At 70.2% G+C, this 22,727-nt stretch carries 20 protein-coding genes and 3 pseudogenes; 12 read left to right on the top strand and 11 right to left on the bottom strand.

Annotated features, from left to right (window positions below; translation table 11 throughout):
* Positions 1–197: 197 nt before the first annotated feature.
* Complete coding sequence (locus IE274_RS21375; protein ID WP_190117431.1) at positions 198–920, top strand: ABC transporter ATP-binding protein; 723 nt, start codon at positions 198–200, stop codon at positions 918–920.
* The gene (locus tag IE274_RS21370) at positions 917–3,289 is read left to right on the top strand and encodes an ABC transporter permease (protein ID WP_190117430.1); all 2,373 of its coding nucleotides are present in this window, start codon (positions 917–919) and stop codon (positions 3,287–3,289) included. The genes IE274_RS21375 and IE274_RS21370 overlap by 4 nt, the downstream gene beginning before the upstream one ends.
* Positions 3,290–3,365: 76 nt before the next feature.
* Here the strand turns inward: IE274_RS21370 and IE274_RS21365 are convergent.
* The 5 genes and pseudogenes from IE274_RS21365 to IE274_RS21345 all read right to left on the bottom strand — a co-directional run.
* A pseudogene (locus IE274_RS21365) lies at positions 3,366–3,640 on the bottom strand (helix-turn-helix domain-containing protein); the annotation flags it as partial.
* A gap of 59 nt (positions 3,641–3,699) precedes the next feature.
* Entirely contained in the window at positions 3,700–4,293 is a 594-nt protein-coding gene (locus IE274_RS21360) for a DUF8453 domain-containing protein (RefSeq protein WP_229909698.1), read from the bottom strand.
* A gap of 183 nt (positions 4,294–4,476) precedes the next feature.
* On the bottom strand, positions 4,477–5,247 hold the full coding sequence (locus IE274_RS21355; RefSeq protein ID WP_190117429.1) for an MBL fold metallo-hydrolase: 771 nt from the start codon (positions 5,245–5,247) through the stop codon (positions 4,477–4,479).
* A gap of 19 nt (positions 5,248–5,266) precedes the next feature.
* Positions 5,267–5,754: pseudogene (locus IE274_RS21350) on the bottom strand (hypothetical protein); the annotation flags it as partial.
* Positions 5,755–5,798: 44 nt separating this feature from the next.
* Entirely contained in the window at positions 5,799–6,461 is a 663-nt protein-coding gene (locus IE274_RS21345) for an O-methyltransferase (RefSeq protein ID WP_190117428.1), read from the bottom strand.
* A gap of 72 nt (positions 6,462–6,533) precedes the next feature.
* On the opposite strand from IE274_RS21345, the gene IE274_RS21340 reads away from it, so the two are divergent.
* From IE274_RS21340 to IE274_RS21330, 3 genes are all read left to right on the top strand, one after another.
* Positions 6,534–7,208 carry a TetR/AcrR family transcriptional regulator gene (locus IE274_RS21340; protein WP_190117427.1) on the top strand — a complete coding sequence of 225 codons (675 nt, stop codon included), beginning with the start codon at positions 6,534–6,536 and terminating at the stop codon, positions 7,206–7,208.
* Positions 7,205–7,576, top strand: a complete 372-nt coding sequence (locus IE274_RS21335) for a hypothetical protein (RefSeq protein WP_190117426.1) — start codon at positions 7,205–7,207, stop codon at positions 7,574–7,576. The genes IE274_RS21340 and IE274_RS21335 overlap by 4 nt, the downstream gene beginning before the upstream one ends.
* A 95-nt stretch (positions 7,577–7,671) precedes the next feature.
* A complete protein-coding gene (locus tag IE274_RS21330; RefSeq protein WP_190117425.1) occupies positions 7,672–8,412 on the top strand; it encodes a class I SAM-dependent methyltransferase in 741 nt (246 codons plus the stop codon).
* A gap of 210 nt (positions 8,413–8,622) precedes the next feature.
* Here IE274_RS21330 and IE274_RS21325 read toward each other — a convergent pair whose 3' ends face one another.
* The 3 genes and pseudogenes from IE274_RS21325 to IE274_RS21315 form a co-directional block, all read right to left on the bottom strand.
* The gene (locus IE274_RS21325) at positions 8,623–9,165 is read right to left on the bottom strand and encodes a GNAT family N-acetyltransferase (RefSeq protein WP_190117424.1); all 543 of its coding nucleotides are present in this window, start codon (positions 9,163–9,165) and stop codon (positions 8,623–8,625) included.
* A gap of 165 nt (positions 9,166–9,330) precedes the next feature.
* Positions 9,331–9,846, bottom strand: a complete 516-nt coding sequence (locus IE274_RS21320; RefSeq protein ID WP_190117423.1) for a GNAT family N-acetyltransferase — start codon at positions 9,844–9,846, stop codon at positions 9,331–9,333.
* Positions 9,847–10,034: 188 nt separating this feature from the next.
* A pseudogene (locus IE274_RS21315) lies at positions 10,035–10,837 on the bottom strand (phosphotransferase).
* 333 nt (positions 10,838–11,170) lie between these two features.
* On the opposite strand from IE274_RS21315, the gene IE274_RS21310 reads away from it, so the two are divergent.
* From IE274_RS21310 to IE274_RS21295, 4 genes are all read left to right on the top strand, one after another.
* A complete protein-coding gene (locus tag IE274_RS21310; RefSeq protein ID WP_190117422.1) occupies positions 11,171–11,815 on the top strand; it encodes a dihydrofolate reductase family protein in 645 nt (214 codons plus the stop codon).
* Positions 11,816–12,150: 335 nt separating this feature from the next.
* Positions 12,151–13,365: an NAD(P)/FAD-dependent oxidoreductase gene (locus tag IE274_RS21305; RefSeq protein ID WP_190117421.1), complete on the top strand. Its 1,215-nt coding sequence runs from the start codon at positions 12,151–12,153 to the stop codon at positions 13,363–13,365.
* Positions 13,366–13,375: 10 nt separating this feature from the next.
* Complete coding sequence (locus IE274_RS21300) at positions 13,376–14,314, top strand: sigma-70 family RNA polymerase sigma factor (RefSeq protein WP_190117420.1); 939 nt, start codon at positions 13,376–13,378, stop codon at positions 14,312–14,314.
* A gap of 43 nt (positions 14,315–14,357) precedes the next feature.
* Complete coding sequence (locus IE274_RS21295) at positions 14,358–14,591, top strand: hypothetical protein (RefSeq protein WP_190117419.1); 234 nt, start codon at positions 14,358–14,360, stop codon at positions 14,589–14,591.
* A gap of 254 nt (positions 14,592–14,845) precedes the next feature.
* Here the strand turns inward: IE274_RS21295 and IE274_RS21290 are convergent, their stop codons facing one another.
* Positions 14,846–16,045, bottom strand: coding sequence for a serine hydrolase domain-containing protein (locus IE274_RS21290; protein ID WP_190117418.1), 1,200 nt, complete (start codon positions 16,043–16,045; stop codon positions 14,846–14,848).
* Between the two features lie 259 nt (positions 16,046–16,304).
* Between IE274_RS21290 and IE274_RS21285 the strand changes: the two genes are divergently transcribed.
* Together IE274_RS21285 and IE274_RS21280 are read left to right on the top strand one after the other, a co-directional pair.
* A complete protein-coding gene (locus IE274_RS21285) occupies positions 16,305–17,489 on the top strand; it encodes a serine hydrolase domain-containing protein (protein WP_190117417.1) in 1,185 nt (394 codons plus the stop codon).
* Between the two features lie 285 nt (positions 17,490–17,774).
* Complete coding sequence (locus tag IE274_RS21280) at positions 17,775–18,809, top strand: erythromycin esterase family protein (RefSeq protein ID WP_190117416.1); 1,035 nt, start codon at positions 17,775–17,777, stop codon at positions 18,807–18,809.
* 132 nt (positions 18,810–18,941) lie between these two features.
* Here the strand turns inward: IE274_RS21280 and IE274_RS21275 are convergent, their stop codons facing one another.
* Complete coding sequence (locus tag IE274_RS21275) at positions 18,942–20,120, bottom strand: acyl-CoA dehydrogenase family protein (RefSeq protein WP_190117415.1); 1,179 nt, start codon at positions 20,118–20,120, stop codon at positions 18,942–18,944.
* 594 nt (positions 20,121–20,714) lie between these two features.
* Between IE274_RS21275 and IE274_RS21270 the strand changes: the two genes are divergently transcribed.
* Positions 20,715–21,761 carry an LLM class flavin-dependent oxidoreductase gene (locus IE274_RS21270; protein WP_190117414.1) on the top strand — a complete coding sequence of 349 codons (1,047 nt, stop codon included), beginning with the start codon at positions 20,715–20,717 and terminating at the stop codon, positions 21,759–21,761.
* Between the two features lie 5 nt (positions 21,762–21,766).
* On the opposite strand, the gene IE274_RS21265 is transcribed toward IE274_RS21270, so the two are convergent.
* The gene (locus IE274_RS21265; protein WP_190117413.1) at positions 21,767–22,678 is read right to left on the bottom strand and encodes a DUF6734 family protein; all 912 of its coding nucleotides are present in this window, start codon (positions 22,676–22,678) and stop codon (positions 21,767–21,769) included.
* Positions 22,679–22,727 lie beyond the last annotated feature (49 nt).

Raw genomic sequence — 22,727 nt, 5'->3', positions numbered from 1 at the left:
CGCCGTGCGGACCTGCGGAGTCCGCCTCCGTGGTCGTTTCCGTCGCGGCGGCTACATCACCCGCCTACATCGCAGGGATGACGTTCACGGTGATCGTCCCAGCGCGGTACCGCAAGGGGTTCGAGCGGGCGACGCGTGCGGGCTGGGCCCGCCCATAGCGTTCACGGAGCCAACTGCCCGTACCCAGGGAGCCTTTCATGACCATGCCGGTGATCGAACTGTGCGAGGTGAGCCGTCGATACGACGACGGTCCGCCCGCTCTGCACGAGGTGTCACTGACCGTGCGGCCCGGCGAGGCCGTCGCGGTCCTCGGCCCTTCCGGCAGTGGCAAGTCCACGCTGCTCAATCTGATCGCGGGCCTGGACCGGCCCGATACGGGAACCGTCACTGTGGACGGGGTGCGGGTGGACCGGCTTGGCGAAGCCGGATCGGCGCGCTACCGGCGGTCGAAGATCGGCATGGTCTTCCAATTCTTCAACCTGCTCGACGATCTGACCGTCACCGGCAATGTCGTCCTGCCCGCGCGTCTCGCGGGTATGGCACGGGGCGCGGCAGATCGCCGGGCGGCGGAACTCCTCGGGCTGCTGGGCCTTGACCGGCGCGCCCGTGCCTACCCGGGGCGGCTGTCCGGCGGCGAGCGGCAACGCGTCGCGGTGGCACGGGCGTTGATGAACCGGCCGGCACTCCTCCTGGCCGACGAACCGACCGGCGCCCTGGACACGGCCGCCGGACAGGACGTCAGCAGGCTGCTCACCGAACTCAATGCCGAGGGCCAGACCATCGTCGTGGTCACTCACGACCTGGCTCTGGCCCGGTCCTGCACGAACCGTACGGTCCGGATCGCCGATGGCCGGATCACTGGCGACATCCGGTCGCAGGCCGTCACCTCGCAGACCGTCACATCGCAGGCCGCCCGGTGAGCGCGCTCGGCAAGGTGGTGCGCTCGGGGGTGGGACGGCGCCGGGTACAGACGCTGGTGATCGGGCTCGCCACGATGATGGCGGTGGCCGCGTCCGTCCTCGGCGGATCCCTGCTCGTGGTGTCCGGCGCGCCCTTCGACGACACCTTCGCCAAGCAGCACGGCGCGCATCTGTCCGTGCAGTTCGACGCGGGCAAGGCGCGTGCCGGGCAGTTGTCGAAGTCCAAGGACACCGAAGGGGTGAGCAGTGCGGCCGGGCCTTTCCGTACAGCGACGGTCACCCCGCAGTCCGACGGGGCGAGCCCCGGGTGGCCGGTGACTGTAGTCGGCCGGGGAGATCCCGGCCGGGACGTGGACGAGGTGTCGCTGATCGACGGGCGGTGGCCCACGCGCTCCGGCGAGATCGTGGTGTCCGCCAACTCCTCGATCATCCCGACGATGGGGGCGAAGCTCGCCTTCCCCGATCTGCCCGGGGATCCGGAACTCACGGTCGTCGGTGTGGCCCGCTCGGTCACTCAGACCGCCGACGCGTGGGTGGTTCCGTCCCAGATGCCGGCGCTCACCGCGCCCGGCACCGGCGGCTACCAGATGCTGTACCGCTTCGCCGACGCAGGCACCGCCGCGCAGATCACCGCGGGCGCCGAGGCCGTGACCCGATCCCTGCCGCCCCGAGCAGCCGTCGGCGAACAGTCATGGCTCACCGTCAGGAAGACCGCCGAGCGCGACACCGCCCTCTATGTCCCGTTCCTCATCGCGTTCGGCGCCCTGGGCCTGGTCATGTCGGTGCTCATCGTCGGCAACGTCGTCGCGTCGGCCGTGGGCACGGGAACACGCCGCATCGGCATCCTCAAGACCATCGGTTTCACCCCCGCCCAGGTCGTGCGGGCCTACGTGGGCCAGGCGCTGATCCCTGCCGCCGCCGGAACGGCCCTCGGTGTCCTCGCCGGTCACCTGCTCGCCGTCCCCGTACTGGCCGAGACCGAGGAGGTCTACGGCACCTCGTCCCTCGCCATCGCCCCCTGGGTCGACCTGGCGGTGATCGCCGGGGTGCTCGGCCTGGTGGCGGCGACCGCGTGGGGCAGTGCCTGGCGGGCCGGGCGGCTGCGTACGATCGAAGCGCTCGCCGTGGGGCGCAACTCTTCGGCGGGGCACGGCCGGTGGGCGGTCCGCCTGGCCGGACGGCTGCCGTTGCCGCAGCCGGTCGCCCTCGGGCTGACCCGGCCCTTCGCGCGACCTGCCCGCGCGCTGGCCATGGGCACGGCGATCCTGTTCGGCACCATCGCCGTCACCTTCACCGTGGGGATGGGCGCCTCGCTCGGCCAGGTGATGAAAGCCAAGGCCCACGACGCCGCCGACGTGGTCGTGCCCGCGCCCCTGCCGGACCTCGGTCCCCAAGGCCTCGGCCCCGGAACCGGTCCCGGCCCTGGCCCCGACAAGCAGCCCAAGACCGATCCCGCCGCGGTCACCGCAGCCATCAAGGACGCCGCCGGAACCGAGAAGTACTACCGTGCCGCGACGGTACGGGCGACCGTGTCCGGGCTGAACGGCACCACCGACGTGATCGCCTTCACCGGCGACGCTTCCTGGGGCGGCTACACAATGGTCTCGGGCCGCTGGCTCGACAGACCCGGCGAGGCCGTGGTCCCGACCCCCTTCCTGGCCGCGACCGGCACCCGCATCGGCGACACCGTCACCCTCAACGGCCTGGCCGAGGCGGTCACGGTCCGCATCGTCGGCGAGGTCCTCGACCCCCGCAACGACGGCATGCAGGTCTTCACCGACGCCTCCACCCTCACGGCCGCCCATCCCCACCTGACGGAGACCAGCCATCACGTCGCGGTCACGCCAGGCACCGACGTGACCGGTTACGTCGACACGCTGAACAAGGACCTGGCAGCCCTCGGAGTCACCGCTCAGGCGGGCGGGCTCGACGCCGGCAGCGACATGGTCGCCACACTCAACGCACTGTCCGCGATCCTCACCCTGATGCTCGTCGCCGTCGCCGCGCTCGGTGTGCTCAACGGCGTGCTGCTCGACACTCGTGAACGCGTCCGGGAGATCGGTGTCCACAAGGCGCTCGGCATGACTCCCCGGCAGACCGTCGCGATGGTCCTCACCTCAGTCGTCGTGACCGGCCTTGCCGCGGGCGCGCTGGGCGTGCCGCTCGGCGTAGCCCTGCACGGCAAGGTCTTCCCCGCCATGGGCGACAGCGTGGGACTCCGCCTCCCCGACTCCGTCATCGCCGTCTACCACGCACCCGAACTCCTCTCGCTCGCACTCGGCGGCCTGCTCATCGCCACCCTGGGCGCGCTCCTGCCCGCCAGCTGGGCCGCCAGGGCACGAACCGCCACGGCGCTCCGCACTGAGTAGGACGGCGGGTTCGAGACCCGCCAGTCGGCCCCCACCGCGCGAGTGGTGAGGGCCGGTCGGCGGGTCTCACCGGCTGAGGCATGAGGAGTCCGGTGCCGGGATGGCCGCCGTCGGCGATCGTCATGGTCTTTCCGATGGCGGCTTTGGCTCCGGATTCCGCCCACGCCTTGCAGTCATCGCGGTTGTCGGCGGCCGACTTGGAGACCCCGAACAGCGGGGCGAGCTGGCGCATCGTCAAGTTTGTGCGTCGGTAAGCCGCGACCAGCAGCACCCGGTCCTCCAGCGGCACGGGCCCAGCCCGGCGAACGGACCAATCCAGGGCGGCTCCGACGCCGTGTTCGTACCAGCCACATCGTGATCATTGCACCCGCGGTGTGGCTTACGGGCGGTCTTGGCTGTGTGTGACGGCCTCAACGATGCGTATGGAGGACGACTTGGAAGTTCTCTCCGCCGTACAGGGACTCATAACGGATCTCGAGGGTGAGCCGCCGGTTGGCCAACTCTTCGAACCCGGCATCGGCTTGAGGGTCATAGCTGGCGACACTGAGCAAGAACTGCTCATAGCTGATGGCGATGACTTCATCCGCGCTGAACGTCACGGCGGAGGGGCGGGCGGGCAGCCTGTCGCGCACATTGTCAGCAGTGGCCTTGTCCCACGAACCGATCAGCTCGCCGTCGACGGTCACGGTGGTCCTGACGATGACCGCCGGTCCGAGTCCAACGTTGGTGAGCAGGATCCCCGCCCGGCGTCCTTGCTGCCAGGTCCGATGCAACTGCAGGAGCGGGCGAACCGACTGACGGTTGTGCTGCCGCGCGACACGCGCCTCGTAGACAGAGACGACGAGCGACGCAACCGCGATCACGACCGCGCAGAGGGCCACAACGGCTTCTGCGCCTACTCCCATACGACCCTCCGGTCGAAGCACCCGCTCGGGCAGTAGCGGCTGAGTGTGCCCCAGGTTGAGGTTCGCACGCATCGCCGGCCAGCGCGGCTTGGTCGCCATGCAGGTACGGGGCAAGCTTTAGCGTCATCTTCCATGGACACGGCGATCGTGGCCGTCGGCCCTGCTGCGACTCTGCGCACACGTCTCCAGTTACGAGATCATCGCTGCACGCGGGACCCAGGGCGCCTACGAAGAGCGTCTGGCGGGCGTCCAGTACCCCGCCTGGGAGCTCATCGAAGCGGCCTAGCCGACCGCGAACGTCGCCCCAGGCGCCGCGTAGTCGACCGGCCCTCCGAACCGCCCCGAAGCCCGCGCCACCGCCTGCTCCGGGCTGAGGAACCGGCCGACATGCGTGACGATCAGTCGGCCCGCCCGCGCCGCGCTCGCCGTATCGCCGGCGTCCTCGGGCGTGTGGTGCACCTGATCGCCCTCGGTCGGCGCCTCGTTGGACTCGGCCTCGCACAGCAGTACGTCGCAGCCCGCGGCCAGCCGGGTGAGGGCCGCGCACGGTGCGGTGTCCCCAGAGTAGGCCAATGAACGGCCCGCGGCCTCGATACGTACGCCGAAGGCCGGCATGCCGTGCTGCACGGCCCCGCTCGTCAACATCAGCTGGCCCAGCCGTACTTGATGCCCGTCGTGCAGCTCGTGGACGGCGAAGGCGGACTCGACGGGGCTGCGCACCGGGCCGTTGGTCAGGAAGTGTGCCAGGCGGTCGGCGGTGCCCGGCGGGCCGTACAGGGGGATGGGCGCGGTGAGTCGGAGGTCCGCGTAGAGCGCCGCGTAGTAGGCGGTCAGCAGGTCCGCGCTATGGTCGGCGTGCAGGTGGGAGATCCAGATCGCGTCGAGTTCGCCGAGGTGGGTGTGGCGCTGCAGCTGCGCGAGCGTCCCGCTGCCGGCGTCCACCCAGATCCGGGTGCCGCCGCTGGAGACGAGGTAGCCGGAGCACGGATTGTCCACGCTCGCGTACGGCGTCGCGGACCCCAGGACGGTGAGCCGGAAGGTGTCGTCGATCATCCAGGGATCCTAGGGCGTCTCTCAGCTTGTTGATCAGGCGCTCGACGGTGTTCCGCTCTGTGTGGAGGTCGGCGTCGTAGGTGATGGGCCAGCCGCCTCGGGGGCCTTCTTCTTCCTTCTTCCGGTGGGCGGCCTGGTCCTTCTTCTCGGGAGTGACTACCTTGATGCCGCGTCTGCGCAGGTAGGAGCGGTTGCCGCGAGACGAGTAGGCCTTGTCCGCGGCGAGATGAATTGTGCTGGTCGGCCCGCCCCGGGACCTGCCGGGCGGGGCTTCCTTCAGGCGGAGCCCTCGTCGGCGCCGACGCTCGGCCTGTCCGTTCTGTTCCTCGTAGCCGTTCTGTTCCTTGTGGCCGCCTCCTTTTTTCGGGCTGCTTCCTGCTCTATGGCAGCTTCTTCCAGAGCGTCCATGAGGTGCTTGCTAACGCGCGTCCCGGCGGCGTCGTGGCGGGCGCGGACCATGGTGGAATCAGCGCTGACCAGCGACAAGTCTGTCTGCTCGGCGCGGGCGGTCAGAAGGCGATACCCACAACTGACCACGACGTCACACAGGTCTAGAGGCGGCAGCTGATCTCCATTCCGTCCTCCACGGGGAACGTGACGCTCTGGTAGCCGTTCCGGGGGTCACGGACGTAGCCGAGGTAGGGCGCGAGGTCTTCCAGGTCGACGTCGTCGGCGACGACGAGGGTGCCGGGCGCGAGGCGTGGTTCGAGGAGCCGCAGGACGGGCAGGCACAGGTCCTTCCAGCCGTCGAGGAGGACGAAGTCCGCGGAGCCGGTGACTGCGGCGAGGGTATCGCGGGCATCTCCTTCGAGGACGGTGATCAGGTCGTCAAGACCCGTCTCGGCGAACGTCCGGCGGGCGGCAGCGGCCTTGGCGGCGCTCAGTTCCGTACTGATCACCCGTCCCTTCCCGTTGTCGCGCACCGCGGCGGCGAGATGGAGCGTGGAGATGCCGAAGGACGTGCCGAACTCGACGACGGCGGCGGGGTGGGTGGCCCGAATCAGGTTGTAGAGGAGGCGGCCGCCCTGCGCGGAAATCGGCATGTACACCTCCGCGTTGACGTCGGCCTGCTCCTGCGGGCCGAGGGGCGCGGAACCTTGGGGCCACGCCGCCCGGGCCCGCCTGCTGGTCACCTCGTCCTGCTCGGCATGCCGGAACATCCGGTCGAGGGCGGAGGCGACGCGGGGGTCTTCGAGGGTGTTGGTGGGTGCCATGAAACCTAGGCTAGACGCACCGTTGCGTAGCGTCTAGAGGTTCTGGCCTACTCTGGCCCCCAGGAGGCAGACATGGAACGAGGAAGTACAGCCGCCGCGGCGGCCGGGCCGGAACCGGCGGCACGCCACCACGGCAACAGGCACGGCCGCAGCGAACAGGCCCGGCAGGCGGTGCTGGAGGCGGCCGACGACCTCTTGGTCGAGAAGGGCTTCACCGGCGTCACCATCGAGGGCATCGCCGCCCGGGCGGGCGTCGCCAAGCAGACCGTCTACCGCTGGTGGAGGACCAAGACCGACATCCTCCTGGACGCCTTCCTCCAGGACGCGGCCGAAGCCCTGACCCCGCCCGACCACGGCGACCTGGCCCCGGACCTGCGCGCCCACCTGCGCCAACTGGCCCTGTTCCTTACCCGGTCCGACGCGGGCGCCGTCTTCAAGGCCCTCATCGGGCACGCCCAGCACGATCCCGCGTTCGCCGCCGCCCTGCGGTCCGGGTACCTCGACGAACAGCGCCGACGCGACCGACTCCCGCTGGAACGCGCGGTGGAACGCGGCCAGCTCGCCGCCGGACTCGACATGGCGGCGGAGATCGACCAACTCGTGGGACCGGTCTACCACCGCGTCCTGGTGACGGCGGAACCCGTCGACCAGGCTTTCACCGACCGGCTCGTCGAGGCGTTCCTGCACCGCGCGGACGTAGCGGATGTAGCGGATGTAGCCGACACAAGGGAGATGGGAAGCAGATGACTCTCAAGGCAGGCCAGCGGGTGGTGCTGGCAGCCGACACCCCGCTGACCGATTCGGCCGAGGTGTCGGGGGTCGTCGTCGGGTTCCTGTCCCTGGCGGCGGGCACCGGCGGGACCGTCGAGCAGGTGGTCGGCCACCAGGACGAGAGCGACGACGTACGCGAGTACGAGCGGCTCAAGTCGCTGCTCGACACCTTCGGGGGCCAGATGCCCACGGAGAGCAGGAGGCAGCTCGAAGAGAAGGTCGGCTCGCTGAAACCCGCGTGGACCGCATTCCAGGAACGGGCGCCTCGCGTGAGCGTGCGGGTCCGCTTCGACAACGGGTTCATCCTCGACGGGGCCGACGAGGACGTCTTCGTCCCCGCCTGAGGGCACGTCCCGGGGCCAGGGCCGGACCGAGGCGAGGGCCGGGCAGCGCCCTAATCGTGTTGACCACCCCCGGTAGGCAGTGCTGGAGTCGGCACGTGGACAGCATCCCCGCCAACCGGCGGCTCTGGAACCAGATCAGCAACGCCTACCAGCACGAGCACGACCCGCAAATCGGCGCCGCACCCCGGCTGTGGGGCATGTACTCCATCCCCGACGCACACCTGCACGCCCTGGGCGACGTCACCGGCAAGCGTGTCCTCGAACTCGGCTGCGGCGCCGGCCAGTGGTCCAGGGCGCTCGCCGCCGAGGGCGCCACCGTGGTCGGGCTCGACCTGTCCGAAGCCCAACTCGCCGCAGCGGCCCGCGCGATGGGAGCGGCCCGCTACCCGCTGGTGCAAGGCGCCGCCGAACAACTCCCCTTCGCCGCCGACAGCTTCGACCTGGTGTTCTGCGACTTCGGTGGGCTCAGCTGGGCGCCCCCGCACCTGGCCGTCCCGCAGGCCGCACGCATCCTGCGCCGCGGTGGGCGCCTGGTGTTCAACGTCGCCAGCCCATGGTTCGAAGCCTGCTACGACGAAGCCGCAAGCCGCGTGACCACGACGCTGCAGCAGGACTACTTCAGGCTGAACACCATCGCCGAAGGCGACGGCGCGACCAGCTATCAGCTCACCTACGGCGACTGGGTCAAGGTCCTGCGCGGCGCGGGTCTCATCATCGACGACCTCATCGAGCCGCGGCCCGAACTCGGAACACCCAACGGCTACAACGAAACCGACCCGCCCGACTGGGCACACCGCTGGCCGGCGGAACTGCTCTGGGTAACCCACAAACCGTGAGTTCCGCCGCGCCGAGACGTGCAGGCATCCCCTCGCCGGGCAGGCCTAGGGCCTGCCCGGCCGCAGGGCCTGGGACAGTGAGCGTGCGGCCCGGCTCGACCTCTTTCGATGGCTGCACCGCTGACAACACCGTCCGCCGCCACTCCGCCCTCGGACAACGCTCACCGATCGCCTACGAACACGCGAAGGCTGCCGTCCTCGTTGCCGCCGTCAACGAGTGGTGGTGACGTACTGGTCCGACGACAACTCGAACACGCGCACGCGCCGACCGCAGGTGGGATGGACGGTCTCACGGACCGGATGCATCCCCAGTTTGGCCATGATGCGTTCGGAGGCGTTGTTGCCCACTTGAGTGACGCTGACGATCCGCTCCAGCCCTCGCTCTTCGAACCCGAACCGTACAGCGGCCGCAGCAGCCTCGGTGGCCAAGCCCTGCCCCCAGTGGGAACGTCCCAGCCGCCAGCCGACCTCAACCGCCGGCAGTACCTCCGGCAAGAAGTGGGGCACCGAAAGGCCGGTGAACCCGGCCAGCTCGCCAGTGGACCGGACCTCCACGGCGAACAGACCGAAGCCCTGTGACTCCCACTCGCTCTCCCATGCCCGGACCCCGCGGCGAGTCTGCTCTTCGTCACGGACACTGCCGTCACGGATCCACCGCATGACCTCGGGGTCGGCATTGACGGCAGCCATGGGCGCGATGTCTTCCTCACGCCAGCGACGGAGGATCAGACGGGCAGTCTCAAGCGTGACCATCCCATCATTCTGAATCACAAACCGGCTCTTCACCATCCCCACCAGGCACTCTCGGCACACGCCCCACAGCCTGTCGCCCGCTGCGCAAACACGGCCTCGCATCAGGCACAGACGACCGCGCACACGGACCCTGACCTGCCCGAACACGGCCTTGTGCAGCACGCTTCAGGGGATGGCCACCGCCTCCGCGGAAAGGTCGATGGTGAACGCCACCCGGTCGAATCCGGGGCCGTCGTAGTCCGGCTTCACGGCTGAGGCCGTGAAGCCGAGTCGGGTGTGGAATGCCTGCGACGCAGTGTTCTCCGGGCTGGTGACGCAGTGCACGTAACGGCGCCCGTGCGACCGAGCGAGCTCGAAGAAGGCCCGGTAGAGGGCACGCCCGACACCTTGCCCGTGCAGCGCCGGGTCGACGCCGACGAAGTGCACATAAGCGGTGTCGGGCTCTGTCTGTGATCGGAAACCGACCAGGAAGGCGGCGATCTCTCCGCTGTCGTGTTCGAGCAGAAAACTGGTGGTGGTGAAGTGCTGGAAGTACAGCCGGGGCAGAAGCAGCGCGCGTTCCTTCGCCCCTGCCTCCCCCTTCAGGCCACCCCACCACGTGTCCAGCACGGCGAGCACGCGGAGATGGTCTTCGTCAGTAAGGTGTCGGGCCCGCAGGCCAGCGGGAAGATTGTCGATCATCTGTGCAGTCTGTCAGCCGCGCGAGGCGCATCGCGAGCACTGCTGCTGGGCGCGACGACTCAAAAATCCGCACGCCAAGCCGACTGCGGACACACTCAGTTGCCTCAGTAACTGGCCGTACTGGGGGAATTCTCGGATGGATCGGTGACGATCCAGACTCGCGGATCGATCAACCCACCTGCCCTCAATCAGTTCAGCAGGGCGCCTGTGAACGTCTCGCGGCAGTCCGCCAGCCAGGTCTGCACGCGGTCCCAGCGTTCCCATCCACCGCGCTCGGTCAGCGCCTGCAGATAGACGGGGTCACCGTCAGCCACACGCCGGGCGACGAAGGCCCGGCAGACCTCGGTGGCCTGCTCGACAACGCCAGGCAACTCGACGCGGTCCTGCGGCGAGAGGCCGTAGCTGTCGGCAAGGATCCGCAGCCGGGCGGGCACATCCAGCCCGGTGGGATAGACAGCGGCTGCCGATGCGGGATCGAGCATGGGCGCCCAGTAGCGGGCGGTCATCGCGACGTCCCAGAGGGGACGGCCCGGGGCTGCCATGTCGAAATCGATCAGGGCAGCGGCACGGTCGCCGCGGAAGACGACGTTGTCCGGGCACACGTCGTTGTGGCACAGCATCGTCCCCCCCCTTGCGGGTCGGCGAGATCGCTCGGCCACTTGGAGCTGGTTTCGACCGTGACGGTCGCGCTGGCCTCATGCAGGCGCCGCAGCAAGCGCCCCAGCGATTCCAGGGCGGCCTTCGTCATCACCCAGTCCGGGTACGGCGGTAGACCCACGTCGCCGGGGATGAAGGTCAGTTGCTCACGGCCTTCCTCGGCGAGACCTACAGGGGTCGGCGCCGCCTCGAATCCGCGCTCCTTCAGCGCATGGAGATAGGCGTGCAGGGCGGGTGCGTTGCGCGACGCCGGGCGTTCCACCAGGGCACCCCGGCGGAAGACCGCCCCGACGTTCGCCATGCCGCCGACCAGCGCCTCGTCCTCAGTCGTCATGATGATCAGGCTACTTCTACGTCGACCCGCGCGGGCCGGGCCCCAAGCGAGCCACGAGTCGGAACACCCCTGCGGACGCGGGGGTTTTCCGACGCCGTGACCCTCGCTTCCGCACGGGCCGTCGCGCCGGCCGACGTGGGAGTGTTCCGGGCTCACGGACGGCCAAGGCGAGATCGATGAGGGACGACGTCACCGCAGAAGCTTGCCCAAATCGCGTAAACCTCACAGATCGGGGCATCGGACAGCCCAGTCTCTGGCCGGTCACGGACACAGCGATGAGTTTTACCGGCCCGGCAAGTCTCACCTCCGTTGTCGACAGCACAGGAGGAACACATGGCTCAGCTGCTGAGAGTCCAGAACTTCAACGTCTCAAGTGACGGCATCGGTGCCGGTGAAGACCAGACCCTCGAGAGGCCATTCGGTCATGTCGAGCCCGAGCGGCTGTTCGCCTGGGCCGGCGCCACGGCGAGCTGGCCCATGCGCACCGACCCCGGGGGCAGCCGGGGCCTGGACGACTACCTCACGCGGGACTACGACCGCAACATCGGCGCCGAGATCATGGGCCGCAACAAGTTCGGGCCCCAGCGTGGGCCCTGGCGCAACCATGAGTGGCAGGGCTGGTGGGGTGACAAGCCCCCGTTCCGCACCCCGGTGTTCGTCATGACCCACCACAAGCGTCCTTCGTTCACGCTGTCCGACACCACGTTCCACTTCGTCGACGGCGACCCGGCCACGGTCCTCGAGCAGGCGCGGGAGGCGGCGCAGGGCAAGGACGTCCGCCTGGGCGGCGGGGCAACCACCATCCGGCAGTTCCTCGACGCCGACCTCGTCGACACCATGCATGTGACGGTCTCGCCGGTGAAGCTCGGGTCCGGAGTACGGCTGTGGGAGTCCCCCGATGAGCTGCTCGACCGGTTCCACCTGGACGTCGTTCCCAGCCCGAGCGGCGTGACGCACCACCTGTTCTGGCGCAAGTGACCGGTCCTCAGGGCTGGTCCCGGCCTGGCTGTTCCGCCTCTCCGGGGCTGCCCTGAGGCGGGAGTCCGCGAAGGTGTCGGTCCGGCCCCCGAAGGACTCGGTCGAGGCGAGGGCAACGCTGGCCTTCTCCTTGACCGCGCCCGTGCCCCGAGCACCGACCTCGACATCGCGGGCCCCACCTCCACCACGGTGGCTCGACGGCGACCAGGCCACCCGTACCCGCACCCGCACCCGCACCCGCACCCGGCCCAGTGACCCACCTCACACCCCGCTCCTGTCAGGAATCGCCGTGCTGTCCCGCTCAAGGGACAAGCGACTCAGACAGGAGCCACACCATGAAGCACCGCATCCTCGTCCTCGGCGCCGGTTACGCCGGGGCCTTCGCCGCCGGGAGCCTGGCCCGTCGCCTCTCGCCCGCCGACACCGAGATCACCGTCGTCAACGCCGAGCCGGTCTTCGTCGAGCGGATGCGCAACCACCAGCTCGCGGCGGGCCGGGAACTCGCGCCCCGACGGCTCGCCGACGTCTTCACGGGCACCGGGATACGGCTGCGCGTGGCGCGCGTCACCGCGATCGACCCGGAGTGCAGGACCGTCACCGTGACGGGTGCGGACGGTGACGCCGAGCTCGGGTACGACACGCTGCTGTACACGCTCGGCAGCCGGGCCGCCGACCACGGTGTCCCCGGTGTGGCCGAGCACGCCTTCGACGTCGCGGGACGGCCGTCGGCGCTGCGGCTGCGCACGCACCTGGACAGCCTGGGCACCGTCGGCACCGTGCTGGTCGTCGGCGGTGGCCTGACCGGCATCGAGACCGCCACCGAGATCGCCGAGTCGCGCCCCGGTCTCTCCGTGGCGCTCGCCACCCGTGGTGAGCTGGGAGCCTGGCTCTCCCCCGGCGCGGGACTGCACCTGCGCGAGGCCTTCGACCGGCTGGGCATCACCGTCCACGAGCACACCGGCATCGAAGCCGTCGGGGCGACGCACGCGGTCGGTGCGGACGGCACCTCCTTCCCTGCCGACGCGACCGTGTGGACGGCCGGGTTCGCCGTCGGCCCCATCGCGGCCGCCGCCGGTCTCGAGGTCACCGAGGACGGACGGATCGTCGTCGACGACACCATGCGCTCGCTCTCGCACCCGGACATCTACGCCGCGGGCGACAGCGCGTACGCGATCGGCGACAACGGCCGACCACTGCCGATGTCCTGCGCCTCGGCAGGACACACCAACATGCAGGCGACGGACGCGATCGTGGCACGACTGACCGGACGCCGGGTTCCGCACGTCAAGAAGACCTACGTCGGCAACCACATCAGCCTCGGGCGGCACGACGCGATCTTCCAGATGGTCGACGGCGACGTACGGGCGAAGTCCTGGTTCCTGGGCGGCCGGAAGGCCACGCGACTGAAGGCCGCCATCCTCAAGGGCAGCCTGTGGAGCATCGCGCACCCGACCTTCGGCATGCCGAAGCGCAAGCGCCGCCTGGCGGCCGGCACAACGGCCACCGACGTCAAGGCCGTTGCCGCCGCGCCCGAAAATGCCGCCGCATAGAGTCATCCGCATGGAGAGCACCGTCGCTGATCGCTTCGAGGCCGGCCGGGCACGGCTGGCCTCGCTCGCGTACCGTCTGCTCGGCTCGGCAGCCGACGCCGAGGACATCGTGCAGGACACGTACCTGCGCTGGCACGCCGCCGACCGGGAGCGGATCGAGGTGCCGGAGGCGTGGCTGACCAAAGTCGTCACCAACCTGTGCCTGGACCGGCTCCGCTCGGCACCGGTGCGCCGCGAACGCACGGCCGGCGCGTGGATGCCCGAGCCGCTCCTCGACGGCGACCCGATGCTCGGCCCCGCCGACACCTTCGCCCAGCGCGAATCGGTGTCCCTCGCCGTCCTCACCCTGATGGAGCGGCTCTCGCCGGTCGAACGGGCCGTCTACGTCCTGCGCGAGGCGTTCTCCTACTCCCACCCCGAGATCGCCCAGATCCTCGACATCTCGCAGTCCGCGAGCCAGCAGCACGCCCACCGGGCCCGGCGCCGGATCACAGCCGCGCGCCGCGGCGGCGGTGAGGTCGACCCCGCGTCCGCGCGCAAGGTCCTGGAGGAGTTCCTCGCTGCCGCCTCCTCGGGTCGTACGGAACGGCTGGTGGCGCTCCTCACCGACGACGCGACCGCGATCTCCGACGGCGCGGGCCTCGCCAAAAGGCTGTGGCGCTACGAGACCCCGGAGCGCGTCGCCGCCGTCATGCGGACCGCCTTCAAATCCACTCCCGCGAAGCGGCGCCTGGTCGGCGGCTCGCCCACCATCCACATCGGGCAGGTCAACGGCTGGCCCGCCGTGCTCGCCGTGCTCGACGACCGGATCGTGGGCGCCACGGCGTTCGAAATCAGCGACGGCAAAGTGGCAGCGCTGCACGGCTTCGCCGCAGCGCAACGGCTCACCCGCCTCACCGGGATGTGGCGGCAGCACGAACCCGACGCGCCAGTCATCGACCAGTGGTGACGGGCGACCGGTCCGGAGCGCGAGGAACGGACCGAGCTGATCCATGATCCGGCCGGTCGGCGACTTCGCGACGCCGAAGCGGGCCGTGTATCTCCTCGGGCCCGCGGCGATCGGTGCGGTCATCACCGGTCTCGTCGCTCAGCGCGGGATGCGGAGCCGGGAAGGTGCCGATCCCTTCCGGGCACGCATGGGTGTCGCGCTCGGCACGACGGCTGTCGTGCTCCCGCTGATCCTGCTCATCTGGGTGATCTGGGCGCTGAGCCAGGTCCAGCCGTAGAGCCGCTGAGACTGAGCTTGTCGCCTGACATCTGCTGCGGCAATCAGCCGGTGGCGCTCCAGCATGTCCGGGGCCGTCAGGTGGGTATCCGTGGTGAGGGAGACAACGCGTTCGGCGCCGCTCGGCTCGATGACGTCGGCGCGAACGTACTGGCCTGGGTGCGCGGTGTACTCGCGGGCGAGCTGCCCACACAGTCCCGGCGCCGGAGAGAACTCCTGCGGCGGGTCCGCGACCCGGCCGGGCGCCCCTGCGGCCTACGGCATGGCCGTCTTCGGCACATGGGACCGGATCTCGTCCGCCACCAGGCGCGCGGCCCGGTCCGCCTCGCCGCCGACCAGCCGTGTGCGGGTGAGCGCGAAGGACAGGCGGCGTTCGCGGTCGGCGAAGGCGATGCTGCCGCCGCTGCCGTGGTGGCCGAAGGCCGTCCGCTCGCCGCCCATCTCGGGCAGTCCCAGGAAGTAACCGAGCCCCTTGGCGAAGCGGCCGAGGAGCATCTGGTCCTTGCCCTGGACCGCGACCGCGGTGACCTGCTCCAGGCGCTCCGGTGAGATCAGGCGTACGCCGTCGACCTCACCCAGGAGTGCCGCGTACATGCGCGCGGCGGCGCGTGCGGTGGTGGTGCCGCCCGCCGGGGTGTCCGCGAGCAGGTAGTCGCGGCGGTTGGCCAGGGCGGCGGTGGTCCACACGCTGCGGTTCGGTACGACGAGGCGGCGGAAGGGCACGGACGGGGGCAGCTCTTCCAGCCAGGCCGCCCAGTTGCCCTCCACGAGCGGTGCGACGCGGGGAAGTTCCGCTTCGGGCAGGCCGAAGTACAGCTCGTCCGCGACGCCGAGCGGCTCCGTCACGTACGTACGAAGGGCCTCGGCCGGAGCGAGGCCGGTAATGCGGCGCACCGGCTCGCCGAGGATCCAGCCGAAGGTCCAGCCGTGGTAGCCGCTGTCCGAGCCGGGCTCCCACAGCGGTGCGAGGTCCGCGACGACGGCGCACATCGTGTCCCAGTCGCACAGCTCGGCCGGGGTGATGTCGGACGGGAGCTGCGGGATGCCGATCCTGTGCGTCAGGGCGTCGCGCACGGTCGCCCGGTCCTTGCCCTGGGCGGCGAACTCGGGCCAGTAGTGGGCGATCGGGGTGTCGTAGTCGATGAGGCCGCGCTCCGCGAGCACGTGCACGAGCGTGGCCATGAAGCCCTTGCCGGTGGAGAAGCTGTGGATCGGCGTGTCGGGCGTGAGCGGGGCCGGAGCGGCCGAAGCGGCCGGAGCGGCCGGAGCGGCCGGAGCGTCAGGCTCCTGTGCCCGGCTCCCGGGCGGGTCGTACGTGCCCGCACACGTCGAGACGAGCTGCTCCCCGTCCACGTACGCCGCGACTTGCAGTCCGCTCTCCGCGCCGGACTTCACAAGTCCGTGCAGGAGGTTGTCGACCCGGGCCCGCACCTCCGCACTCACGTCGCGATTCACCCCCGCATGATGGCATCAACGCGCCGCCCCGGGCGCGAGCAGCGCGACACGCTTGGGGCGTTCGGCTGCCTGCCGCCCCGGGGTTCGGCATCGCGCCCTGGTGGGACGTGGCGGGATCTGGTGGGCCCCCGGTCCTGTTCGCGTAGTACCACGGTGCCGTCCTCGCCCCAGTGATCAACCGTGTAGCCCGAGGTCGACGTCACACGCACCACAGGGGCATACCTGCCCCCTCGGAGACGATGACCTGGAGGCAGCACCGATGAAGCAGCGGGCTATGCGTACCACCTCACTCGCGATGGCGGCGGTCGCACTGCTGGGAGCGGCCTCCGTCGCTCCCTCAGCACACGCGGCGCAGCGGACGGATCGCGGACACGAAGCGACCCGGGCCGCGCTGCGTACGCTGGTCGAGCAGGGGGAACTGCCCGGAGTTGCCGCCAAGGTCCGGGACAGCAAGGGGACGTGGTCCGCCACGGCCGGGTACGCCGACACCGACACGGGGCGCAAGCGATCGGCCGCTGAGCATTTCCGTGGGGCCAGCATCACCAAGACCTTCATCGCCACCGTCCTGCTCCAGCTCGAGGCAGAGGGGAGGCTGAGCCTGGACGACACCCTCGAGGAGTGGCTGCCGGGCCTGGTCCAGGGCAACGGGTACGACGGCAGCAAGATCACAGTGCGCCGCCTGCTCAACCACACGAGCGGCATTGCCAATTACACCGACAACCCCACCATCGCCCACAACTCCACCGGCCCCGGCTTCCCGGCACACCGGTACGACACCCACACCCCCGAAGAGCTCGTGGCAGTCGCACTCAAGCGGCCGCCGTACCCCGCCCCGGAGCGTTCGCCGAAGTACTCGAACACCAACTACGTGATCGCCGGGATGGTCATCGAGAAGGCGACGGGCCACGGCTACGCGCAGGAGGTCACCCGGCGGATCATCGGCCCGCTGAAGCTGCGCGGGACGTCGTTCCCCGGCACGGCACCGCAGGTGCCGAACCCGCACCCCGTCGGGTACTCCCGGCTCCACCAGGAGGCCCCCGACGCCGAAGTGATCGACGCCACCGAGCAGAACATGACCTGGCTCGGCGCGGCAGGAGACGTCATCTCCACCGCCGACGACCTCAACCGCTTCCAACGAGCCCTGATGCGCGGGGCGTTGCTACCGCAGGCCCAGATGAAGGAGATGCTCCACGAAGTGCCTGACGGACAGGGCATCGGGTATGGGCTCGGCGTCGAGTTCGCGAAGCTGTCCTGCGGGGTGCAGGTGGTGGGCAAGACCGGCCGCACGAACGGCTCGCTCTCGGCGATGGTCGGCACCGCAGACGGCAAGCACCAGCTGACGTTCAACATCAACGGCGACTGGCTGCGGGACAGCTCGATGTACACCGACGTGGTCGAGGCCGAGTTCTGCGGCAAGGTCCCGGCGCGGACCGGGCACGAGTAGCGTCGAGCTCTCCGCCGTCCACGAAGAGGGTCCGGCCGGCGGGCGCGCAAAGAGGACCCGGTCAGCGGGCGCTCAGAGAGTTCGGGCGCCCACTCACACCGCGCGCCTGCCATGGCGTCGTCGTCCGCGCCGACGAGCCCGCCCGCCCCCCAGGCGCCGGACGGGCTCGTCCCGCTTACCCGCAGCGATCGGGCACACGGGCTGAGCCCTCGACGTTGGCCGACGGCTCCTGGACGAGCCGAACCAGCTTGACCTCAAGCTGAGTTGAGGTGCCAGCCTGCGGGGGTGACTCCCGCAGGCTGGATCGACCACGACGCTCACCCCCTGGCCACCGACGCCGATGTGCCGCTCGACGACCTCAAGCCGCTGCTCGCCGTGGTCGAGGGCGCGTCGGTCGTGGGCGGTGGCGACGGCAGCCGTGCGGCTCACGAGGTGACGGTCCTCCAGGCCCGTATGGCTCGCTTTCTGGTGACCCGTGCGGGCTTTCGCACACTGGCCTTCGACGGCGACCGCGCACTCGGCGAGGCCCTGGACACCTACGGACGCACCGGAACCGGCGACCCCCGCAGGCTGCTCCGCGAGAGCGAGCCGTTCTGGAACATCGCACCCTTCCTCCACCTGATCCGGTGGGCCCGGGAGCACAACCGCGCACACGCGGGCGACGAGGTGCGCGTTCTCGGGGCCGACATGGGAGCTGACGCCGTCGCAGCCTGGGGAACACTGCCGCCACCGCCCGACGACCCGCACAACATGGCTGCTCTGGAGCACGGCTTGGCCGAGCGCATCGCCGCCTGGCACGCCGCCACCGGCCACCGCACCTTCTTCTGGTCCACGACCAGCCATGCCTCCGACGGGTTCCGCCGCGCGGTGCACTTCCCCGCGTCGATACCGCGCGGCCAGCGCAACGCGGGCAGCCTGCCGCGTGAGCGTTTCGGATCCGGCTACCGTCCGGTCGGCTTCACGTTCGGCCGCGGTCAGGTGCGGGCGTACGGGGACGAAGGCGTCTTGCATGTGCCGCCGCCCGGGCACGTACTGGCCGAGCACACCCTGGACGCGGCCGGACCGGACAGCGCCGCCTATCTGCTGGACCTGCGCGCCGCCGCCCCCGAACGAGACCCACACCGTGGAACTGAAGTGGCCCGAGGGCGCGGGCGCGATCAAGGGCGCCTACACCGACGTCGAGGTCTACCCCACGCACACCACCAATTAGGGCTGGCGCCCGCGGCCCCTGGTGGCCAACCGCCCTACCCGGTCCGGGTCTTGTCCCGACCACGGAGTGCCGGTGACGATGGCGAAGGGCCGGGGCACCGCCTGGGCTAAGGGTCATGTTGAGTCGGCCTCGCTGGGGACGGCCCTCAACTCTCACAGCATCTGCGATCTGCAGGGCGGCCTGGTCGGGCGCGGGGTGCGTGGTGTCGCACCGGCCGCCCCCGGATGGCCGGCCCAGGCCGTTCAGGTGAGGTCGAGGAAGCTCCACCGGGCGTCCGGCTGGGCGCCGCTCAGCCACTTGCCGCAGTTCTGCAGCACGACCGGGCTGGACGTGATGTGCTGCGTGCCCGTCCCGAGGTCGCGCAGGAAGCGGTCGACCGGGCCGCGGCGGATCGCCGCCGAGCCGGACCAGCGGTGCACGGTGCGGCCCACCTCGGACACGGTCGAGGTCGCGTGGTTCAGGGCGAGACGGATCAGAGTGTCCTGCTCCGTGCTCGGCACCTCACCCTGGTCCAGGGCATGTTCGACGTCCCGCCAGACGTCGTGCACCCAGGCCCGGGCTGCCCGCAGCCCGGCCTCCGCCGTCGCGTACTCGGCGTGGAACTGGGAGGTGTCGACCGCGGCTCCTCGTGCGCCGGTCCGCGCCGCCGCGACCCGCTTCAGCTCGTCCAGGAGCCGTCGGCCGACGCCGAGGGCCCAGCCCGTGTGCCCGATCGCTGACATGTTGACCAGGCCGAGGCGGTAGACGGCACCGCCGTTGACCGGGGTGTCCGTGGTCGCGACGTAGGTGTACTCGTGCGGTACGTAGGCGTCGGTGCAGTGGTAGTCGACGCTGTGTGTCGCGCGCAGCCCGAGCACGTCCCAGTTGCCGTCCAGGGTCACCTGCGACTTCGGCATCGCGAGGACCCGCAGCTCGCCGGTGCCCTCGACCTGGATCGCGCTGTGGATGTGGGTGGCGTGCGCCATCCCGGAGGCGAACTGCCACTGGCCGCTGACCCGGTAGCCGCCCGGCACGGGGACGGCCCGGCCGGGGCGTGTGCCGTGCCCGGAGAGCAGCGCGTACTTCCCGTTCGGTACGTCGGGGAACAGCTCGGCCACCGCGTCCCCGGCGAGGTACGCAGCGGTGGTCCCGGTCATCATCTGCAGGGCGAACATGGTCCACCCGGCCGAGGCGTCGTGGTAGCTCGCCCGCTCCGCCGTCTCGATCAGCTGCCGCGGCGCGAACTCGTATCCGCCGAGGCTCAGCGGGAGCTCCGCCCGTACGATCCCGGTGTCCAGCAGTGCCCGCGCCGTGTCCTCCGGCAGCCTCCCCAACTCCTCCGCGGCATCGGCCCGGTCGTCGAGCATCGCGCCGAGCGCGTCGATCCGCCCCAGCACCCCCGCCAGTTCCGTACTGACGTGCAGCTGACCCTTGTCCCCCATGAAATCCCTCTCCTTGTGGCTTGTTTCCCGATCGTTTCACGCACCCGCCCGGCAGCCCGGTCAGGAGGCCCCAACCAGCCCCGCCCGTAAGGCTGTTGAAGTCGGCGCCATCTGCACGATCACACAGAATGAACCACTCGCACAGCTCACGGAGGCGACACCCGCACCGAAGGGCACCGCACACTCCGCTGACCACCGGGAAGTCGGCCAGGACCGCGGCGACGCGGACCACCACCGCCCGCGTCGGCGGCCTGTGAGGGGCCGGGGGAGGGGACGGCCCGAGCGCCCGATGTGTGGAATCGGGCCGGGGCGGGAAGGTCACGTTCGGCGTCCGCCCCGGACTCGGCAGCCACCCCTTCGACCGTTTCGCCGATGATGATCAGCCGACTCAACGCCACGTCACCGGTGACCAGGTGTAGCGCCACCCACGGGTCCTCCGCAGGAAGCCCTGCCGTGCTCGCGCGACGCCTTCCCGATCCTGAAACCGCTGCGGTAGACCCGCCAGTCACGGGGGAGCAGCATCTTGACCACGGACGACGGTGAACTGCCACTGGAGTGGTTCAGCCACTTCACTCGACGGGGAGGAGAGTCGCCATGCGGACCGGCATCGTCACGACAGCGGGGCCGGGTGTGGAACACCTGGCTGTCCGCGCGGAGGAACTCGGCTTCGACAGTTTCTGGGTGTACGACTCGCCGATGGTCCACGGCGACCCGTTCGTGAGCCTCGCCCTCTGCGCCAGGGCCACGCGCAGGATCAGGCTCGGCATCGGTGTCACTTCACCGGCGCTGCGTTCCGCGCCCGCCGCGGCGGCGGCCGTCAGCAGCCTCAACGCCCTGGCCCCCGGCCGCATCGTCTGCGGGGTCGGCACCGGCAACACGGCACGCCGTGCGCTCGCCATGCGGCCCACGAAGACGGCGGAGCTGGAGTCGTTCACGGCCACCCTGCAGGATCTCACCGCGGGCCGCGAGTCGGACTACCACGAGGGGACCCGGTCCAGCAGGGTGCGATTCCTGCACGTCGGGCCGTACGTCAACACCGAGGCTCCCGTGGAGTTCGTCGTGGCCGCGTTCGGTCTGAAGGCTGCCGCGGTCGCCGGCCGGCTCGGCGCGGGCGTGATCTCCTTCGGGATGCACGACCCCGCGGCGTGGTCCGCCATCGGCCAGGCCCGGCGGGCGGCGGCGCGGGACGCGGGCAGCTCCGAGAAGACCCGTTCGTACCTCATGTCCTCCCTGCATGTCCTCGCCGACGGCGAGGACCGCTACGGCGATCCGGTCAAGGACTCGATGGGGCACATCGCACTGAGCGCACTGATCCTCGGCGCGGAGAACCCCGCCTTCCGCGCCGTCCTCCCGCGAGAAGAGGCCGCGGCCGTCGACCGCCTGCTCCAGCTGCGCGGCACCACCCCCACCGATCCCCAGTTTCACCAGGCGCTCTACCGGAACTACCTGGGCCGTCTCGCCCCCGAGGACCGCGAGCTCATCGTGCCCTCCCTGGTGGACAAATTCGGCCTGGTCGGTACCAGGGCCGAACTCACCGAGCGGATCAACGTGCTGGAGAAGTCGGGGGTCGACGAACTGGTGATCCAGCCCGTTGTGGACCCGCCGGCCGAAATGGCGGAGTTCGCGCGGCTGCTGGCATGACGTCTTTACGGGTGCCGCAGGCCGTCACCCGCTCGAAAGTGTTCCCGCAGGAGCTCGGACCTCGCGAGTACCTTCGCGACGTCCGGATAGTCCCGTCGCACTCTGTGGGCGTACCGTGCGCAGAGGTCCCTTCTCTCCCTCGGGTTGTCGTGCAGGAGGGACTTTGCGTTCCACAGGTGGGTGAATGTCCTGTTCTTCCGTCCGGACCACAGCTCGGCCCCCGTGTGGTCGCGGAGGAACGAACCGATGCGCACACCGCTCGCTTTCGCACACATGGGCAGCAGCCGCTGCTCCGCGAAGATCGGGTGTGCGGGCACTGACCCGGGCTCCGACCGGACCGGGTTGCCCGCCATGAACGACAGCGCCCGGTCGGCGTATTCATCCTTGAACGCGTCTTGGGTGAAGACGAGCAGCGCGGCGCTGCACGGAGCGACCGACCAGTCGAGGCCGCTCCAGTCGAAACCGGGTGGTGCGACGAGGCGGTCCCGGCCGACGTAGGCGGCGAAGCCGAGTGACTCCTCGTGCAGGCTCATCACTTCCGCGGTGACGAGCTGCCGGATGCCGTCCCAGACGATGAGGTCGACGTCCATGACGCAGCACGGCGCTGCCTCCTGCCGCAGAGCGACGATCTTCCCGAAGGACCAGAAGACGCCGCCGTTGATCGTCTGGGACGCCGATTCCAGGAGCCGGGCGTCGACCCCGTCGTCCCAGAGGTCCAGGAGTCCGAGCCGGTCGTAGAACTCCTGGCCCGGAGGATCCGTATAGAGCCGGACCACTCCGTTGTGCCGACGCCACTCCAGGGCCGACAGGACGGTCGTGAGGACCTCGAAGTCGGCCTGCCGGTAGGGGGAGCCTTTGGCTCGGGAGACGTAGTAATTCGTGGTCGGCCGGGTGGAAACGACGTGGATCGCCCTCACGGTCGTCCCCTCCCACGGCGCCCCGGCCCACGATCCCGCGTACGGCCAC

The sequence above is a fragment of the Streptomyces flavofungini genome (genome assembly GCF_014650815.1).
Taxonomy (GTDB): domain Bacteria; phylum Actinomycetota; class Actinomycetes; order Streptomycetales; family Streptomycetaceae; genus Streptomyces; species Streptomyces flavofungini.
The sequence above is the reverse complement of the archived record's forward strand: the minus strand, read 5'-3'. Positions and strand labels throughout refer to the sequence as shown.